Annotated in this window: 7 protein-coding genes; 2 read left to right on the forward strand and 5 right to left on the reverse strand. The window is 63.9% G+C overall.

Translation table 11 applies throughout. From position 1 onward, the window contains the following. Both WBQ44_RS09910 and WBQ44_RS09915 read left to right on the forward strand, forming a co-directional pair. Positions 1-11,290, forward strand: an 11,290-nt coding sequence (locus WBQ44_RS09910) for a non-ribosomal peptide synthetase (protein ID WP_495566531.1), incomplete at its 5' end; no start/stop codon positions are given. A gap of 154 nt (positions 11,291-11,444) precedes the next feature. Continuing rightward, the gene (locus WBQ44_RS09915; protein ID WP_495566532.1) at positions 11,445-12,422 is read left to right on the forward strand and encodes a sulfotransferase domain-containing protein; all 978 of its coding nucleotides are present in this window, start codon (positions 11,445-11,447) and stop codon (positions 12,420-12,422) included. 18 nt (positions 12,423-12,440) lie between these two features. Here WBQ44_RS09915 and WBQ44_RS09920 read toward each other — a convergent pair whose 3' ends face one another. The 5 genes from WBQ44_RS09920 to WBQ44_RS09940 all read right to left on the reverse strand — a co-directional run bounded on the left by WBQ44_RS09920 (position 12,441) and on the right by WBQ44_RS09940 (position 17,128). Further along, positions 12,441-13,418, reverse strand: a complete 978-nt coding sequence (locus WBQ44_RS09920) for an esterase/lipase family protein (RefSeq protein WP_495566533.1) — start codon at positions 13,416-13,418, stop codon at positions 12,441-12,443. Positions 13,419-13,506: 88 nt separating this feature from the next. After that, positions 13,507-14,403, reverse strand: a complete 897-nt coding sequence (locus WBQ44_RS09925) for a glycosyltransferase family 2 protein (protein ID WP_495566534.1) — start codon at positions 14,401-14,403, stop codon at positions 13,507-13,509. Positions 14,404-14,427: 24 nt separating this feature from the next. Continuing rightward, positions 14,428-15,276 carry an ABC transporter permease gene (locus tag WBQ44_RS09930; protein ID WP_495566535.1) on the reverse strand — a complete coding sequence of 283 codons (849 nt, stop codon included), beginning with the start codon at positions 15,274-15,276 and terminating at the stop codon, positions 14,428-14,430. Positions 15,277-15,278: 2 nt separating this feature from the next. Then, positions 15,279-16,130 (reverse strand): ABC transporter permease, encoded by an 852-nt coding sequence (locus tag WBQ44_RS09935; RefSeq protein WP_495566536.1) that lies wholly within the window; start codon positions 16,128-16,130, stop codon positions 15,279-15,281. Then, positions 16,127-17,128, reverse strand: coding sequence for an ATP-binding cassette domain-containing protein (locus tag WBQ44_RS09940; protein WP_495566537.1), 1,002 nt, complete (start codon positions 17,126-17,128; stop codon positions 16,127-16,129). The genes WBQ44_RS09935 and WBQ44_RS09940 overlap by 4 nt, the downstream gene beginning before the upstream one ends. Positions 17,129-17,237: the final 109 nt, after the last annotated feature.

Below are 17,237 nucleotides of genomic sequence, written 5' to 3' on the forward strand. Positions count from 1 at the left end.
GGTTCTGGGTTCTCCCGAAGATCCCACTTCGGTCATCAGCGCGCAAGAGAAATACTGGACGTCGGTATTGTCGGGGCTCGCCGAGCAGATTGACCTGCCGACGGACCGTCCACGCCCGAGGGTGTCCTCCGGGCGGGGAACGAAGCACGTGATCGACCTCGATGTATCCGTCCACCGACAGCTCGCGAGCCTCGCACGCAGCCGCGGGGTGACCTCGTTCATGGTGGTGCATGCGGCGTTGGCGGTGTTGTTGTCGCGGTTGTCGGGTAGTGCGGATGTGGCGGTGGGTACGCCGGTTGCCGGTCGTGGTGAGGCTGCGCTCGATGATGTGATCGGGATGTTCGTCAATACGTTGGTGTTGCGTACGTCGGTGGGGGGTTCGTCGAGTTTCGACGAGGTTTTGGCGGGTGTGCGCGAGGTGGATCTGTCGGCGTTCGCGCATGCCGATGTGCCGTTCGAGCGGGTGGTGGAGGTGGTGGACCCAGCTCGGGCGCAGGGCCGGCATCCCATCTTCCAGGTCCTGTTGACCTTCGGCGACGTGGGCGGCGAAATCTTCGAACTCGCCGGCCTGGCCGTCGAACCGATCGGCATCGACGTCGCGATGGCAAAATTCGACCTGGAGTTCACCGTGTCCGAGAGGCGCACCGTCCGCGGTGAACTCGACGGAATGACGGCAGTCGTCACCTACGCCACCGATCTGTTCGACGCATCGACGATCCAAACACTGGCCGACCGGTTCACGACTCTTCTCGCTGCCGCGACCGCGAACCCGGCGTGCATCGTCGGCGACATCGAGTTGATCGACTCGAACGAACGGGCTTGGCTGGTCGACGAACTCAATGCGACAGGACACGATCTAGACGAGTCGAGGACGTTGGCTTCCGAGTTAGCGGCAGCGGTCGCCGCGTCGCGTGACTCGGTAGCGGTTACCTTCGAGGGGCGGTCGCTCACGTACCGGGAATTCGCTAGACGTGTCAACCGCCAGGCGCGACAACTGATTTCCCGCGGTATCGGGCCGGAGTCGTTCGTTGCCGTGGCGATGGACCGATCCCTGGAGATGATGGTTGCTATTCACGCCATCGTTGCATCCGGCGCCGCCTACGTCCCGGTCGATGCTGACCAACCCGCCGACCGCATCGAATACATCCTGCAGACCGCCGGCGCATCGCTGGTTCTGACGTCGCGACCCGACTTTTCCCCGACCAGCGGTACGTCTGTCGTTGTCGTCGAACCCGACGGGGCGCAAGGCTTTTCCGATGCGCCGGTGACGGATTCGGATCGGGTGGGGCCGGTGTCGGCGGACAATACGGCGTATGTGTTGTTCACGTCGGGTTCGACGGGTCGGCCGAAGGGGGTGTCGGTTTCTCATCGGGCGATTGTGAATCGGTTGGTGTGGATGCAGGCGGAGTACGGTTTGCGGGTCGATGATGTGGTGGTTCAGAAGACGCCGGTGACGTTCGATGTGTCGGTGTGGGAGTTGTTCTGGCCGTTGCAGGTGGGTGCGCGGTTGGTGGTGGCGCGTCCGGATGGTCATCGTGATCCTGGGTATTTGGCGGGGTTGTTCGGTGATGAGGGTGTGACGGTGGCGCATTTCGTGCCGTCGATGTTGGCGGTGTTCGCGGCGGAGCGGTTGGCGGTGCGGGCGGGTGCGTTGCGGTGGTTGTTTGCTTCGGGTGAGGCGTTGCCGGTGGCGACGGCGGGTGCGGTGGTGTCGGTGTTGCCGTCGGTGCGGTTGGTGAATTTGTACGGGCCGACCGAGGCTGCGGTGGATGTGACGTTTCATGAGTTCGTTGTTTCGGATGTGGTGTCGGTTCCGATCGGTCGGCCGGTGTTCAACACTCGGGTGTACGTTCTCGACGACCGGCTGCGCCCGGTACCGACAGGTGTCGCCGGCGAGTTGTACCTCGGTGGTGTGCAACTGGCGCGGGGCTACGCGGCCCGACCTGAGCTGACCGCGGACCGGTTCGTCGCGAACCCATTCGACAACAACGGAACCCGCCTGTACCGAACGGGTGACGTGGCGCGATGGAACTCCTCGGGGGAGTTGGAGTACATCGGCCGATCCGACTTTCAGGTCAAGCTACGAGGCCTCCGCATCGAACTCGGCGAAATCGAGAATGCTCTCCTGACGCACCCGGCCGTGTCTCAGGCGGCTGTTATGGTGCGCGGTGATCGGTTGGTCGCCTACGTCATTGCCCCCGCCGGCGTGGGCATCGATGTATCGTCGGTGAAAGAGCACGTTGCACAATCGCTACCGGAGTACATGGTTCCTCCCGCCCTGCTGGTCCTCGACGCGTTCCCGACAGGCCCGACAGGAAAGCTGAACCGCCGGGCATTGCCGGCCCCGATGTTCGAGGCTGTCGAATTCCACGCACCCGCCACCGGAACCGAGCGCATCGTCGCTGGAGTCTTCGCCGACTTACTCGGCTTGGCACGGGTGGGTCGGGATGACGACTTCTTCGCGCTCGGCGGTAACTCGCTCATCGCGACGCAGGTCACCGCCCGCATCGGCGCGCTGGTCGACGCGCAGGTGCCGGTACGCACCCTCTTCGACGCGACCACCGTGGCCGGGCTCGCCGCCCGCGTCGAGAACACCGTCGGTACCGGTGGCCGGATACCGTTGACGGCAGGCAGTCGGCCCACGCACATTCCGTTGTCGCTGGCGCAGCAGCGCATGTGGTTCCTCGATCGATTCGAACCGAACTCGGCTGCCTACAACATCCCCGTCGTCGTACGACTGAACGGACAGCTCGACGTCTCAGCGCTTACCCAGGCAGTGGACGATGTGCGTGAGCGGCACGAGTCCCTCCGGACCATCTATCCGGAGATCGACGGAGTCGGACATCAGGTGATCCTTCCGCTCGTCGACAGCCCGTCGTTGTTCGATGTCGTTGGATGTACCGAAAGTGAAGCCCGCCAATTGATTCGGGAGTTGGTGATGGGCGGCTTCGTCCTGGCCACCTCGGCCCCGTTCCGCGCTCGGCTGTACCGCATCGCAGATTCCGAGAGCATCCTCGCCGTCGTCGTGCACCACATAGCCGCGGACGGCTTCTCCGCCGGACCGCTGGTGAAAGACCTCGTCGAGGCCTACTCGGCGCGAAAGTCCGGATCCGCGCCGTCGTGGGAGCCTCTTCCCGTTCAGTATGCCGACTACGCGGTGTGGCAGCGAACAATACTCGGCGACGAGAACGAGGACCGCTCTCTCGCGCGCCGCCAGATCGACTTCTGGACAAACACACTCGACGGCATCGCCGAGCAGATCGACCTCCCGACGGACCGTCCGCGCCCGACTGTGCCCAGCGAACGCGGAGGGCTGCATTCGTTCGACATCGGCCCGGATACGCACCGCGGCATCGTCGAGCTCGGCCTGCAACTGGGCTGCACTCCGTTCATGATCGTGCACGCTGCGTTCGCGCTCTTGCTGGCCCGACTGTCCGATACCGACGACGTAACGATCGGTACCCCGATCGCAGGACGCGGTGAGCCCGCGCTCGACGACCTGATCGGCATGTTCGTCAACACGCTGGTTCTGCGTACTCCGGTGCGTGACGGCGCGACGTTCGCCGCACTCCTCGCCTCCGTCCGTGAGGTCGACCTCGATGCGTTCGCCAACGCGGACATCCCGTTCGAACGTCTCGTCGAAATACTCGATCCGCCGCGATCGACCGCTCGCCAGCCGCTGTTCCAGGTCATGCTGGCGTTCCAGAACCTCGAACGCAGTGCGGTCGAAATGCCTGGCGTCGGTGCAGCCGGGATGGAACTGGAAACCGGACTGTCCAAATTCGATCTTTACCTGACCATCTCCGAGCAGTTCGACCGTTCGGGGCGACCGCAGGGGATGCTCGGGCAGTTTCTCTACCTCACCGATCTCTTCGACGACGACACGATAAGGGCCATGAGTGCGCGCTTCCTTCGTGTTCTCGACGCTGTCGTGGCCGATCGTGAAGTCGTCGTCGGGGACATCGACCTGCTCGTCGACAACGAGTGGCAGTCCGTGATGCACGAGTGGAGCGGCGCCGCAGACGCCTGGGTGCCCGAGCCGCAGAACGTAACCAACGGACTGCTTCTCGACCGCTACCGGCAACAGGTGCTCACCGCACCGGACGCCGTCGCGGTCGTCTTCGGCGACGACGAGCTGACCTACGGCGAGTTCGATGCGCAGGTGAGCACGCTTGCGCAGGCGCTGATGTCGCGAGGTGTCGGTCTCGAAAGCGCTGTCGCAGTGGTGTCGACGCGGTCGGTGGAAATGCTGGTGGGGATCTACGCCGTGTTGGCATCCGGCGCAGCATATGTCCCCATCGACCCCGCGCAACCTCCTGAACGCATCCGCCACGTGCTACGCACAGCGTCCGCGTCGGTCGTGCTCTCGACGTCACGTGAACAACTGGCTCTCGACGGGTACGCCGTCATCGACATCGATGTGGTCGCCCGGGAATGGGCGAACGACGCCCCCGCGGCGTCGATCGCGATCGACGAGCGGGCAGCTCGCCCGACCCCGGATGCGGCAGCGTACGTATTGTTCACGTCCGGTTCGACGGGACAGCCGAAGGGCGTGATAGTCAGCCATCGCGCAATCGTCCACCGGTTGAACTGGATGCAGGCAGAATACGGACTGCGACGCGACGACGTCGTCGTGCAGAAGACGCCGTTGACCTTCGATGTGTCCGTCTGGGAGCTGTTCTGGCCGTTGCAGATCGGCGCGACTCTGGTGCTTGCCGCGCCGGACGGTCACCGTGACCCGACATATCTCGCAGACCTCTTCCGGCGTCGATCCGTCACGGTGGCCCACTTCGTCCCGTCGATGCTCGCAGTGTTCGTCGCGGAACCCGCTGCTCGCGGGGTGGACAGCTTGCGCCGGGTATTCGCGTCGGGGGAGGCGCTACCGGCGTCGACCGCAGGCGGACTGGCCGCTCTGCTGCCCGGCGTGCGGCTGGCCAACCTGTACGGGCCCACCGAAGCGGCAGTCGACGTCACGTTCCACGAATATTCCGCGCACGATACCGTCGGCATGCCGATCGGACGGCCGGTGCCCGGCAACGGTGTTCACGTTCTCGACGGCCGACTGCGTCCGGTACCACCCGGGGTGGTCGGCGAGCTTTATCTTTCGGGAGTGCAACTCGCTCGCGCATACGCCTCGAGGGCCGACTTGACCGCCGAGCGGTTCGTAGCCCACCCGTTCGGCCGGGATGGCGAACGCGCCTACCGGACCGGCGATGTCGTTCGGTGGAACCGACACGGCGAGCTCGAATACGTGGGACGCCGAGACTTTCAGATCAAATTGCGTGGCCAGCGCATCGAGCTCGGGGAGGTCGAAGCCGCGCTGACCGCGCATCCCACGGTCGCACAGGCCGCGGTGGTGCTCCGTACCGATCCGACCGCCGGCGACACCCTTGTCGGCTACGTGGTACCCGAGGCAACGGCCACCGTCGAGCCGGCCGATGTCCGTCGCCTCGCCGCCACCCGCGTTCCGGACTACATGGTCCCGACGTCGATCGTCGTCCTTGCAGCCCTTCCCGTCGGCCCGAGCGGCAAGCTGGACCGTCGGGCACTCCCGGATCCGGTGTATCGAGTGAAGACGTTTCGGCCGCCGTCCACACCCGTCGAGGAACTCGTCGCAGGTGTCTACGCCGAGCTGCTCGACGTGCCGAAAGTGGGACTCGACGACGATTTCTTCCTGCTCGGAGGCAACTCCCTGATTGCCACTCGAGTCGTCGCGAGGCTCGGAGCTCTGCTCGACACCGTGGTGCCGCTGCGAACACTGTTCGAGGCATCCGTCGTCGAATCTTTGGCCGCTCGAATCGAGACCGGCGGCCACCGAGCCGGGCGTCCAGCCATTACTGCACGCCGCAACCCGGATGCGCCGATCCCACTGTCCCTCGCCCAACAGCGCATGTGGTTCCTCAACAGACTCGATCCCGACTCGGCCGCCCACAACGTACCGGTGGCCATCCGTCTCGGAGGCGAACTCGATGTGCCGGCGTTCGAGCGAGCATTCCATGACGTGATCGATCGACACGACATTCTCCGGACCGTCTACCCGGATATCGATGGAACCGGGTATCAGGTCGTCGAGCCCGCTGCAACGAATCCCGTTGTCCTCCGCCACGCAGAGGTGACTGCGGATCAAGTGGTCGAAGCTGTTCTCGCTGAAACGAATCTCGGTTTCGATGTGACGCGCAACGTACCGATCAGAGCCGTGCTGCTGCGGGAATCCGCGCAAGCGCACATGCTGATCCTTGTGGCACATCACATCTCGGTCGACGGGTTTTCCATCGGGCCGCTGACCCGGGATCTGGTCCGTGCCTACGCCGCGCGGACCAACGGTCAGCACCCCGGTTGGACGCCGCTCGAACTCCAATACGCCGACTATGCCGTGTGGCAGCGCGAGTTGTTGGGCTCCGACGACGACTCGTCCTCCGGCGCCGCCGCCCAGGTCGCCTACTGGACCGAACGGCTCGCCGACATTCCAGACGAACTCGACCTGCCTTTCGACCATCCGCGGCCGGTCAGGGCATCGAATGTCGGTGCCGCGACCACCATTACGCTCGATCCCGACCTCCGGTCGCGAGCTGCACAGTTCGCGCTCGAGGTCGGCGCGACCCCGTTCATGGTCGTACACGCAGCGCTCGCAGTGTTGCTGGCAAAGCTCTCGGGCACAGACGGCATAGCGGTCGGAACACCGGTGGCCGGTCGAGGGGTCACCGAACTCGACGACATGATCGGCATGTTCGTCAACACTCTGGTGCTGCGCACCGAAATCGACGACGCGGCTTCGTTCGCGGACGTCGTCCGCCGTGTCCGTGACGTCGACCTGTCTGCGTTCTCCAATGCCGACATCCCCTTCGAGCGAGTCGTCGACGCCGTGTCGCCGCACAGGTCCCGTGGCCGGCACCCCCTGTTCCAGGTAATGCTCGCGTTCCAGAACCTCGGCCGGGCGCACCTCGAATTGCCGGGACTGACCATCAGCGGCATGGCGCTCGATACGGTTGCGGCCAAGTTCGATCTGCAGGTCACGGTGTCGGATTCAGCCGCGACGGCAGGCGGGGAACCTGGGTGGGATGTCGAGTTCGTCTATGCGACAGAGTTGTTCGAGCCGAAGACCGCAGACATCATCGCGTCCGGTTTCGTTCGGGTGCTGTCCGGCCTGTTGCGGGTGCCCGAGGGGCCGGTCGGTGACGTTGCCGTTGCTGCGCAGGCAGACCTCGACGTTCTCGTGCAGCACTGGAGTTCGAGCGGCCCGGATCAGCCGCGAACGCACGAAACGCTGATCGACGCATTCGCCTCAGCAGCCGCTTCGTCGCCCGATCGAGTCGCGATCCGGCACGACGGGCAGGCGTGGTCGTACGGTGAGATAGCCCGCCGCGCCGACGCGCTTGCGCGCCGACTGATCGAGGTCGGAGTATGCCCGGAACAGCTGGTGGCCGTGGCGCTACCGCGGACGGTCGACCTCGTCGTCTCTCTCCTTGCCGTATCCGCGGCCGGCGCGGCATACCTCCCCATCGATCCGAGTTATCCCACCGACCGCATCGACTTCATGATCGCCGATGCGCAGCCCGTCGTCGTGCTTGCAGCCGATGTCGGAACACACTTCGGATCCGTTCCCGTCATCGACGCCACCGCGGAACGCATAGACGGCCCGTTCGATGGGTTCGTGACGAACGCGGACCGCCCGGTGCCCCTGACGTCGCAGAATGCGGCGTACGTGATCTACACGTCGGGCTCGACCGGACGACCCAAAGGCGTTGCCGTCACCCATGACAACGTTCTGCGGCTGTTCGCCAACACCGCGTCGACCTTCCGCTTCGATGCCGACGACGTATGGACGATGTTCCATTCCTACGCATTCGACTTCTCGGTGTGGGAGATGTGGGGACCGCTCATTCACGGTGGGACCCTGGTGATCGTCGACTACCTCACCTCGCGCTCCCCGGACACGTTTCACGACCTCCTTGTCGACGAACGCGTCACTGTCCTCAATCAAACGCCGTCCGCCTTTCACCAACTCGCCGAAGTCGACCGCGCGAGGCCGACCGACGCAACGGCCCTGCGGCACGTGCTCTTCGGCGGCGAGGCGCTCGAACCTCGTCGATTGCAGACGTGGATGGAGCGACACGGCGACGGTTCCCAGAATGCACCCGGCACGAACACACCCGGACCGGCGCTGACGAACCTGTACGGCATCACCGAAACCACCGTGCATGTCACCGTTCGGCACATCACCTCGGAGGACCTGCGATCGGGGTCGGTGATCGGTGTGCCGATACCGGGTCTGCGCGTCTACGTACTCGATCGACGCCTACGGCCGGTTCCGGTGGGGGTCGCGGGGGAGATCTACGTCGCCGGTGGGCAACTGGCCAGGGGATACGTCGGTCGTCCCGGGTTGTCGTCCACCAGGTTCATCGCCGACCCCTTCGACGGCGGCGGCCGGCTGTACCGAACGGGTGACCGCGCGCGGTGGGTCGCTGCAGGGTCTTCCGGCGAGCTCGAATACCTGGGCCGTGTCGACGACCAGGTCAAGGTCCGTGGCTTCCGAATCGAGATCGGAGAAGTCGAAGCAGCGGTCGCGGCGCTGGTCGAAGTAGCGTCGACGGCCGTCGTCGTGCACAACGATCCGAACACCGGTGCCGCACTCGTCGCGTACGTCGTTCTCGTGGATCCGTCCACAGACCCCGATCACCTTCGGCAGGGCGTCGCCGCGCAGATTCCCGACTACATGGTGCCCTCCGTATTCGTCCCGATCGACACCATCCCCCTGACGGTCAACGGAAAGCTCGACAGGAAAGCGCTGCCCGCGCCCACCTATCGCGAGGCAACGTTCCGAGCGCCTGTCACCGCCGTCGAAGAGGTCGTAGCGACGGTGTACGCAGACGTGCTCGGACTCGACCGAGTGGGCGCGGACGACGACTTCTTCGCACTCGGCGGCAATTCCCTGATCGCGACTCGGGTGGCGGCGCGACTGGGAGTCGAATTGAACTCCACGGTCACGGTGCGTTCGTTGTTCGAGATCTCGACCGTAGCGGGATTGGCTGCCCGATTGTCCACAGACGTCGGCACAGGCCGGCGCGCCCCGCTCACGCGTCGAGTCAGGCCGAACATCGTGCCGCTGTCGTACGCGCAGCAGCGCATGTGGATCGCCAATCGCGTCGACGCCGACTCCACGGCCTACAACATCTCACTCGCATTGCGGATGAGCGGAAATCTCGACACGAGTGCTCTCGCCGACGCCGTACGAGATGTTGTCGAGCGACACGAAACGTTGCGAACTCGGTACCCGGAGGTGGACGGCGAGGGTAGCCAACTGGTGATGCTCGTCGACGACGTCGATCTTGCTTTCGACGCAGAAGTGATCGACGAAACCACTGCTGCACAACGGATTCGAACACTTTCTTCATCAACGTTCGACGTCACCGCAGCCGTGCCGGTCGTTGTCCGACTCCTCGAGATTTCGGAGACCGAACATGTGCTCGTGCTCGTCGTTCACCACATCGCCGCGGACGGCTTCTCGCTGGGACCGCTCACCCGCGACCTGATGGCTGCATACGCCGCACGTTCTACCGGTCGCCCACCGTTCTGGCCTCCGCTCGAGGTGCATTACTCGGACTATGTGCTGTGGCACCGTGACGTGCTGGGGGACACGTCGGACCCTGCTTCCGGCGTATCCGTCCAGGAACGCTTCTGGAGAAACACGTTGGCCGACCTGCCGGAACAGTCGGGCCCTGCAGTGGACCGTCCGCGTGCCTCGCAACCCTCCGGTCGAGGCTCTGCGCACCATTTCACAATCGACGCCGAGACCGTCGAGTCCATCGGGTCGGTCGCGCGAACGCACAACGCGACACTGTTCATGGTGTTGCACACCGCCGTTGCCGTTCTGCTGGCCAGGTTGTCCGGTAGCGACGACATCGCCGTGGGAACACCGGTCGCCGGACGCGGCGAGTCCGCACTCGACGTTCTCGTCGGAATGTTCGTCAACACCCTGGTCCTCCGGACGCCCGTACCCGCTGACGCAACGCTCACGCAGATACTGAACACAGTCAAAGAACGCGATCTCGATGCATTCATGCATTCCGACGTTCCGTTCGACCGGGTGGTCGACATTCTGGACCCACCTCGGTCGGCGTCCCGGTCACCCTTCTTCGACGTCGTGGTTGCGCTCCAGAACCACGAAACCTCACTGCTGCACTTACCGGGCCTGTTGATATCTGGGCTCGAAAGCGATGAGCGGACGGCCAACTACGACCTGCAGTTCGTTTTCGACCGAACACCCACCGACACCGGACCATCCACACTCGCATGCACCCTCGTGTACGCCGAGGACCTGTACGACCGAGCCACCGTCGAGACACTGTCGGATCGACTGACTCTCGTCCTGCGTGCAATGGCGCTGACGCCCGACGCCGTTGTGGAAAACATCGACATCCGGACAGAGACCGAACGAGCGGCGACGCATTCGGTGACGGACGCGCTCAGGACGCCGCTGGCGCGCACCCTTCCTCAGATGTTCGACGCCGTGGTGGAGGCAGAGCCGGACGCGCCCGCCATCGTCACCTCGGGACAGGAACTGAGCTACCTCGACGTGGCCGAACGTGCTGCTCGCATTGCGCGCTACCTGATCTCACGCAACATCGGGCCAGGTGACCACGTCGCGATAGAGGCGCGCGCGTCGCTCGACTTCGTCGTGATCGCCTGGGCGATATGGCAGTCCGGTGCTGCGATCGTGCTGGGCGACTATGCCCGTAACCGCGCAGGCGTTGTCGTCACCATGGACGCCAACGACTCCTTCGGTGCGGACGCGCCGACAGTCGTGCTCGGCGACCCCGACACTGCCGCAACAGTTGCGTCTCAGTCCGCGAGGCCGATCGGCTACGCGTCGCGCACGCGGCCGCTCACAGCGGACGATGCTGCCGTGGTGCTGTTCGACGGTGGTGTTCATCGTGTTGTCACACAGCGTGATTCGGTGACCGCAACCGCGGCTGCGCTGAACCGCTGGTCGATCACGTACGAGTCCCGACTGTTGATCGCCGATCCGCGAGTCGACACGGGTACGGCCGTATCGGGCGGAGCCGTATTGGGCGGAGCCGACTCGGCGGAGTGGCGCGCGTTCGGGGTGCTCGTCACTGCAGCCGCAGGCGCCGCATTCGTCGTCGAGCAACCGGAGCTCGAAGTGACGGACGTGATCGAGCAGAACTGGGTGTCCCACGTTCTGTCGACGGCACCCGACGACATCGGAGAGCACGAGGACCTCGACGCCGTGGTGGACATCGGCTCGGCTGCCCCGCCATGGGGGCGGTGATCGTCGTCGGCGAATGTTACGCGACTGATCGCGGATCTTGCGCCGATCGACGGATGGCCCGCTACTATTCGCCGAATAATAAGAATGAGGTTTGTTTTTCCACCAGAAAGGACGTGCTAACCATGACCCAGGTCTTTTCTGGATCACCAGCTCGATGCGAGGCGACGGCATGGTGATGCCGCTCGACGATGACGCAGACACGACGGCGTTCGCGGAACCGTACGACATCAGCGCATTCCACCGCCTCCACCTGCAGGACAGCGGGAACCGGCTGAGCTACTACGCGGGTGCAGCACGGCGCGGCCTGCGCTATCAGGTGCTCCCGCACTATTGGGGCAATCCACCCGCTTGGCGGCTGAAGTATCGATCCGTTGTCGGAACCCGAACGCTGCCGGATTTCGCGTGCCTCGGCGCGATCAAGAGCGGTACGAGCGACCTCTCGACGTACCTCTTCCAACACCCGTCCATCGTGCCGCCCCTGTCGAAGGAAATCTTCTCCGACAAGCCGAATTCGTGGCGTGCCCACTATCCGACGGTGGCCGAGATGGATCGCGTTCGGCGCGAGACGGGCAACGCATCGACCGGTTACTTCACGCCGTGGATGCATCACCACCCGCTGATGGACAACTACCGCGCGACCTGCCCCGACGCCAAGATTATTCTGATGCTGCGCAATCCGGTGGAACGGGCGTACTCGCATTACAAATGGGACCTGTTCCTCGGGGGCAAGGCGCAATCAGAACTCCCTTATTACACAACCTATGCCAACTACGTCGACATGTCGCTCGATCATTTCCCCGGCATGCCCTACCCTTCGCCGTCCGGTTTCCCGCTGCTACAAACCGGGATCTACGCAAAGTCGACGGCGAAGTGGATCGACAGGTTCGGCCGCGACCGAGTGCTCGTCGTGAAAGCCGAAGACTTCTTCTCCGACACCGTCGCTACCGTATGCGGCATCCACGAGTTTCTCGGACTACCTCCGACGCCACCGGTGGTGCACAAGGCCGTCAATCAGAATCCACTGAAGGCGCCTCCCCACGACAGCGAAGCACGGGGCCGCCTCGTGGAGTTCTACCGACCGTTCAACGACCAGTTGTACGAGGTGCTGGGGCGCGACCTCGGGTGGTCCTGACGGCTGCGAAGCCGGAAGCTACAACGGTTGGCCGCACACCAGGGGGTGTGCGTTCGCGTAGGCGGGATCGAGGGCACTGCTGATCATGTACGCCACGTCGGGGTCGCGAGTCAGGCCCATGTGCGACGACGTGTTGGCCGGGCACAGGTCTTGAACCCACTGATTGGACACCTGGCCAGTGCCGGCGTCGTCGAGGAAGGTGCGCTCGGGCGGCGTGACGACGTCGTCGTCACGGGTGGCGAGGACGGTGTAGTCGACGCCCGGCATCACTTCGGATCCCGCGTTGAGTTCCTTCAGCATCTGCGATCCGATGAGCTGCTGGGTTCCGGCGATACCGAAGATCAATTGCGACGTGAACTCACGCGGCAGTCCGAGCGACGTCGCCAATATGTACATCTGCTGGAGGCCGTTGAACGTCGTACCGTGATTGGTCGCGCCGAGGGTGACCAAGCGGTTCACCTTGTTCAGATCCGGATTCGCCGGATCGGTACCCCCGTTGAACTTGAGGTACTGACGCGCCATCGTTCCACCCTGGGAGTGACCGACCATGTCGACCTGGCTTGCGCCGGTACTCTGCAGCACCGCGTCGACGAAGCGTTCGAGCTCACCTGCCGACCGTTCGATGTCGTTGATGCCCCAGACAAGTAGGCTGTGGTCCCACATCACCGGCATCGCGCCGTAATTGAGTGCGAAAACGCAGTAGCCCTGCGACGCCAACTCGGGTGCCAGAGTGGGCCAGCTCTCCTGCATGTCGGTGTCTGTGCCGTGAATCAAGATCACCGGTCGTGGGTGGGCTTCGGACGGTCTGCACGTCCAATCGTTTGCGCCCTCCGGAGCTGTGCCCATCCGCTCGACGGCTGCCGCCAGAGTGGGCGGGGGAGCGGACTGAGCAGCGGCACTCGGCGACGTCACGAAGGCGGCCGTCGCAGCGAGGACAACGAGTGAGAACAAAGCCGAGATGGTCCGGGTGCCGCGCAGCGTGCAGCTGATCCTCACTCTGTAATCCCCTCGTCGAGATGCATTCGAGTCTCCATGGCAGTCGGTCTATTCAAGACTTACGGGAAATGCGATAAAAAGCAAACTGCTACCAAGCGAAAGCCTTATACGCGAATCCGCCCCGTAATTCACCTGTATGAGCCGCCACAGCTCGCATCCATTGACCCCTCGAAATGCCAGTGATGAAAGACGGGACGAGTGGGTTTCCCAGCAGCAACAGGGTCCACCAATAGAGAACCCGTGTCGCTTTCACCGGCGGGCAACCCCGTTCACGATAAATACCCTGAAGTTTCGCGAATCCGTAACCCAGACCGAATGCCTGTCGAACGAGCGGCCTCAATTCGTCCCTCAATCGGTAAGACACGAGTTGCTCGTTGCTCCAGCCGAACGAGTAGCCCGCAAGCTGCGCACGCCAACTGAACTCCACGTCCTGACTGGTGGCGAACTCGTTGTCCATTCCGCCGATCGCGCGATACACCTCTGCCCAGCAGCCCAGGCTCGCGCCGATTGCAAAAGGCAGGAACGCGGTCTTGCCCTGCCGTTCCGGCGGAGTGGTCGGGGTCCAAGACAGCGCCCGGGCAGAGTTGATGGTCGACGTCTCGACAGCTGTCCCCACAACATCGTGCTGCTGGGCGAGAGCGACGAGAGCCGAAAGCCAGCCGGGGTGAACTTCGTCGTCCGCGTCACAGAACGCCAAGATTTGCCCGGTGGCCTCGGCCGCACCGCAATTCCGCGCGTGCGCAGCCCCTGCCTGATCTGACGCGTCGACGTACCGCAGCGCCAACGTAATCACATGCCGGTGAGAAGCGATGTGGGCTGCCAATTCGGGACTGCCGCCGTTGTCGGCGACCACTACTTCGAAGGCATCCTGATAGTCCTGGCGGGAGAGTGCGTCTAGTTGAAGGTCCAGCAGCGCAATCGCGTTACGTACCGGGATGATCACAGAAACCAGTGGCTCGACCGCGCGGGGTTCGATCGTCGACATCTAAATATCGTAAATGCAACTTACTTACGCCGTCGACGATGCTCGGCGGTAGCCCCTGATGGCGGGATACAGGAAGACGGCAACCAAGCCGAACGACCAGGCGAGCGTTTGGAGAACCGGCATCAGCGTCTCTCCGCCCAGTGCGAGCGCTTTCATGGCGTCAACAGCACACGACATCGGTTGTGCTGCCACGATCGGCTGCAGCCAGGGCGGGTAGGCCAGAACGGGCACGAAACCGGAGTTGAAGAACAGCAGCAGCGTGCAGAGAATCGACACGAGTTCGACCAGGGGTGCGTCACCTGCCACGGTCGCCAAGAACGTGACGAGAACCGCGAACCCCAGTCCGAACACGATGGGTATGAGAATCAAACCGATTGCCGCCAGAGCGCCTTCGTTGAACCGGAATCCCAGGGCGAAGCCCATGGCCAGAATGACCAGTGTGGTGAGGAAGACCCGAACCGCTTCGGCCATCATCCGCCCGACGAGTCCGGCGGCGCGGTGAATCGGCAACGTCCAGAACCGAGACAGCAATCCGGTGGCACGCTCCTGTTTCAATCCCACCGCGCTGACGATGGAACCGAACATGGCGCCGATGAGCGCGATCAGCGGAACCTGCCCATACACGGCAGACTGACCCGTTGCCATCGAGATCGAATCGCCGAGCACCACGCGGAACATCAACAGCATCAGCGCCGGATACAAGACAGCTTGAATCATCGTCGTAGGGTCCCTGGACCAGCGCGTCAGCAGACGCTTGCACTGGATCAGGCTGTGTGTCCACAACGCGCCGAGAGAAGACTCCGGGAACGGCTTGTTGGGTTCCGGGAAGTCCAGCGTGCTGAGCGCGGTTCGTTGCGGTTGCAATGCGGTCATGGTCAGTCCCTCCGTCTCAGGCTGGCCCATAGCGCAAGAGGAACGAGCAGCACAGCACACCCGACGATCCACGCGAGGGCCGGGAAGATGACGGAGAACTGCACCGTCCCGTCGGCCATATCGCGCATAGCCGCCGAGAACTGAGATATCGGTTGGTTGCGCACGAACGGCCGGATCCATTCGGGGAAGCCGCTCTCGGGCACGAAACCGGTGGAAGCCATGCCGAGGATCAGTTGGGGAAGCGTCAGGGCCTGGCTGGTCGCTTCCGGACTCTTCGACATCGTGCCGATCGCGTCGGCGCCGAAGGAGAGGACAGTGCTGATGGCCATCGCCATCGCACCGAACATCACGGCCTGCCCCAACCCCGCGCTGAAGCGGAATCCGATGACGTGGCCATAGATCAGAGCTGCGGTCAACGTGACGATCGACCGGATGAAGGCACTGCTCATGCGAGCCATCAGCGGCGCCCCGATGGCGACGGGCATCGTCTTGAGCCGGGTGGACAGTCCGGTCATGGCCTCTGTCGACGCGCGTTGTGCGGACGAAATCGCCGTGAATGCCATCGCTTGAAGCACGATGATGGGCATGAGGAACTGCGCGTAGTCGATGCCCTGAAACTGCATGACGAACTTCAGCGGCAGATAGAACCCGAGCGTGAAGATCAACGGTGCAATGACGGCAACCAAGAGTTCGCCCTTGCGCACCATCGTGCGGACCGTGCGCGCGGTGAGCACCCGCCACTGCACGAAGCCGGACGGCTCGAACCGATTCTTCTTCGCGACGCGATTGCCGCTCGATTCGGTCGACCTGACAACGCCGGCGCCTGCCCGTTGATCTCGCGCTGCGGTCGTCACTGAGTCGACGCCGCAGTCGACGAGACCGCATCCGCGGACGCGGCATTGCTGTGCCCGGTGAGTGAGAGGAAGACATCGTCGAGGGATGGCCGGCGCAGTGCGATGTCAGCCAGCGGAATACCCGCCTGGTCGATCAGACGCAGCACCTCGGAGAGCGTCGCGGCACCGTCCGGCGCCGGAATCGACACGCGGTCGGCCCCGGGAGCGAGATCGGCGGCAACGGCCCGTGGAACAAGCTCGCCCAACACGCGCACCACGGAGGGCAGCTCATCCGGGTCGAACGGAACAACCTCGCAGAAGTTGCCGCCGGTCATGGCCTTGAGCTGGTCGGAAGTGCCTTCGGCGATGACCGTGCCCTTGTCGATGACGATGATGTTGTCGCTGAGGACGTCGGCTTCCTCGAGGTACTGCGTGGTGAGCAACACCGTGATGCCCTGTGCCTTCAGCGCCTCGACGAGAGCCCAGACGCCCTGGCGCGACCGCGGATCGAGTCCGGTCGTCGGCTCGTCCAGAAACACCACCTTGGGACGCACGACGAGGCCACACGCGATGTCGATGCGTCGACGCATACCGCCGGAGTAGCCGCGGACGGGCCGCTTACCGGTATCGAGCAGGTCGAACTCCTCGAGGAGCGCGTGGGCCCTCGTCCGGGCAGCCTTTTTGTCCAGTCCCATGAGACGACCGAACAGTTCGATATTCTCGCGCCCCGACAACGTGTCGTCCAGGGCGGCGTACTGACCCGTCATCATGATCGACCGTCGAACGGCGGGAGCGTCCGTGGCAACGTCGTGGCCCGCGACGATGGCGCGACCGGAATCCGGAGAGATCAGTGTTGCCAGAACCTTCACGGTGGTCGTCTTACCGGCCCCGTTGGGACCGAGGATTCCCAGTACCGACCCACGTGGGGCGGAGAAACTGATTCCGCGCAACGCGTGAACGTCGTCGAACGACTTGTGGACGTCCTCCACCAGTACTGCTGCGTCCTCGGGTAAGGGCATCGATTCTCCGTGCGGTCGGTGTACGTGCGGGTTGGATTCGGCAGTGGGTGCACCGCCACCGATAACCAATCCAGGTATTCGCCGGAAATGTTACCTGCCGGTTGCGCTG

It is taken from the genome of Rhodococcus sp. (in: high G+C Gram-positive bacteria), from assembly GCF_049591685.1.
Classification (GTDB): Bacteria; Actinomycetota; Actinomycetes; order Mycobacteriales; family Mycobacteriaceae; genus Rhodococcoides.

Bases quoted from the DNA above. Each gene is read 5' to 3' on its own strand.
- WBQ44_RS09930 (WP_495566535.1), bottom strand. From the start codon at position 15,276: ATGACCGCATTGCAACCGCAACGAACCGCGCTCAGCACGCTGGACTTC.
- WBQ44_RS09915 (WP_495566532.1), top strand. From the start codon at position 11,445: ATGCGAGGCGACGGCATGGTGATGCCGCTCGACGATGACGCAGACACG.
- WBQ44_RS09925 (WP_495566534.1), bottom strand. From the start codon at position 14,403: ATGTCGACGATCGAACCCCGCGCGGTCGAGCCACTGGTTTCTGTGATC.
- WBQ44_RS09940 (WP_495566537.1), bottom strand. From the start codon at position 17,128: ATGCCCTTACCCGAGGACGCAGCAGTACTGGTGGAGGACGTCCACAAG.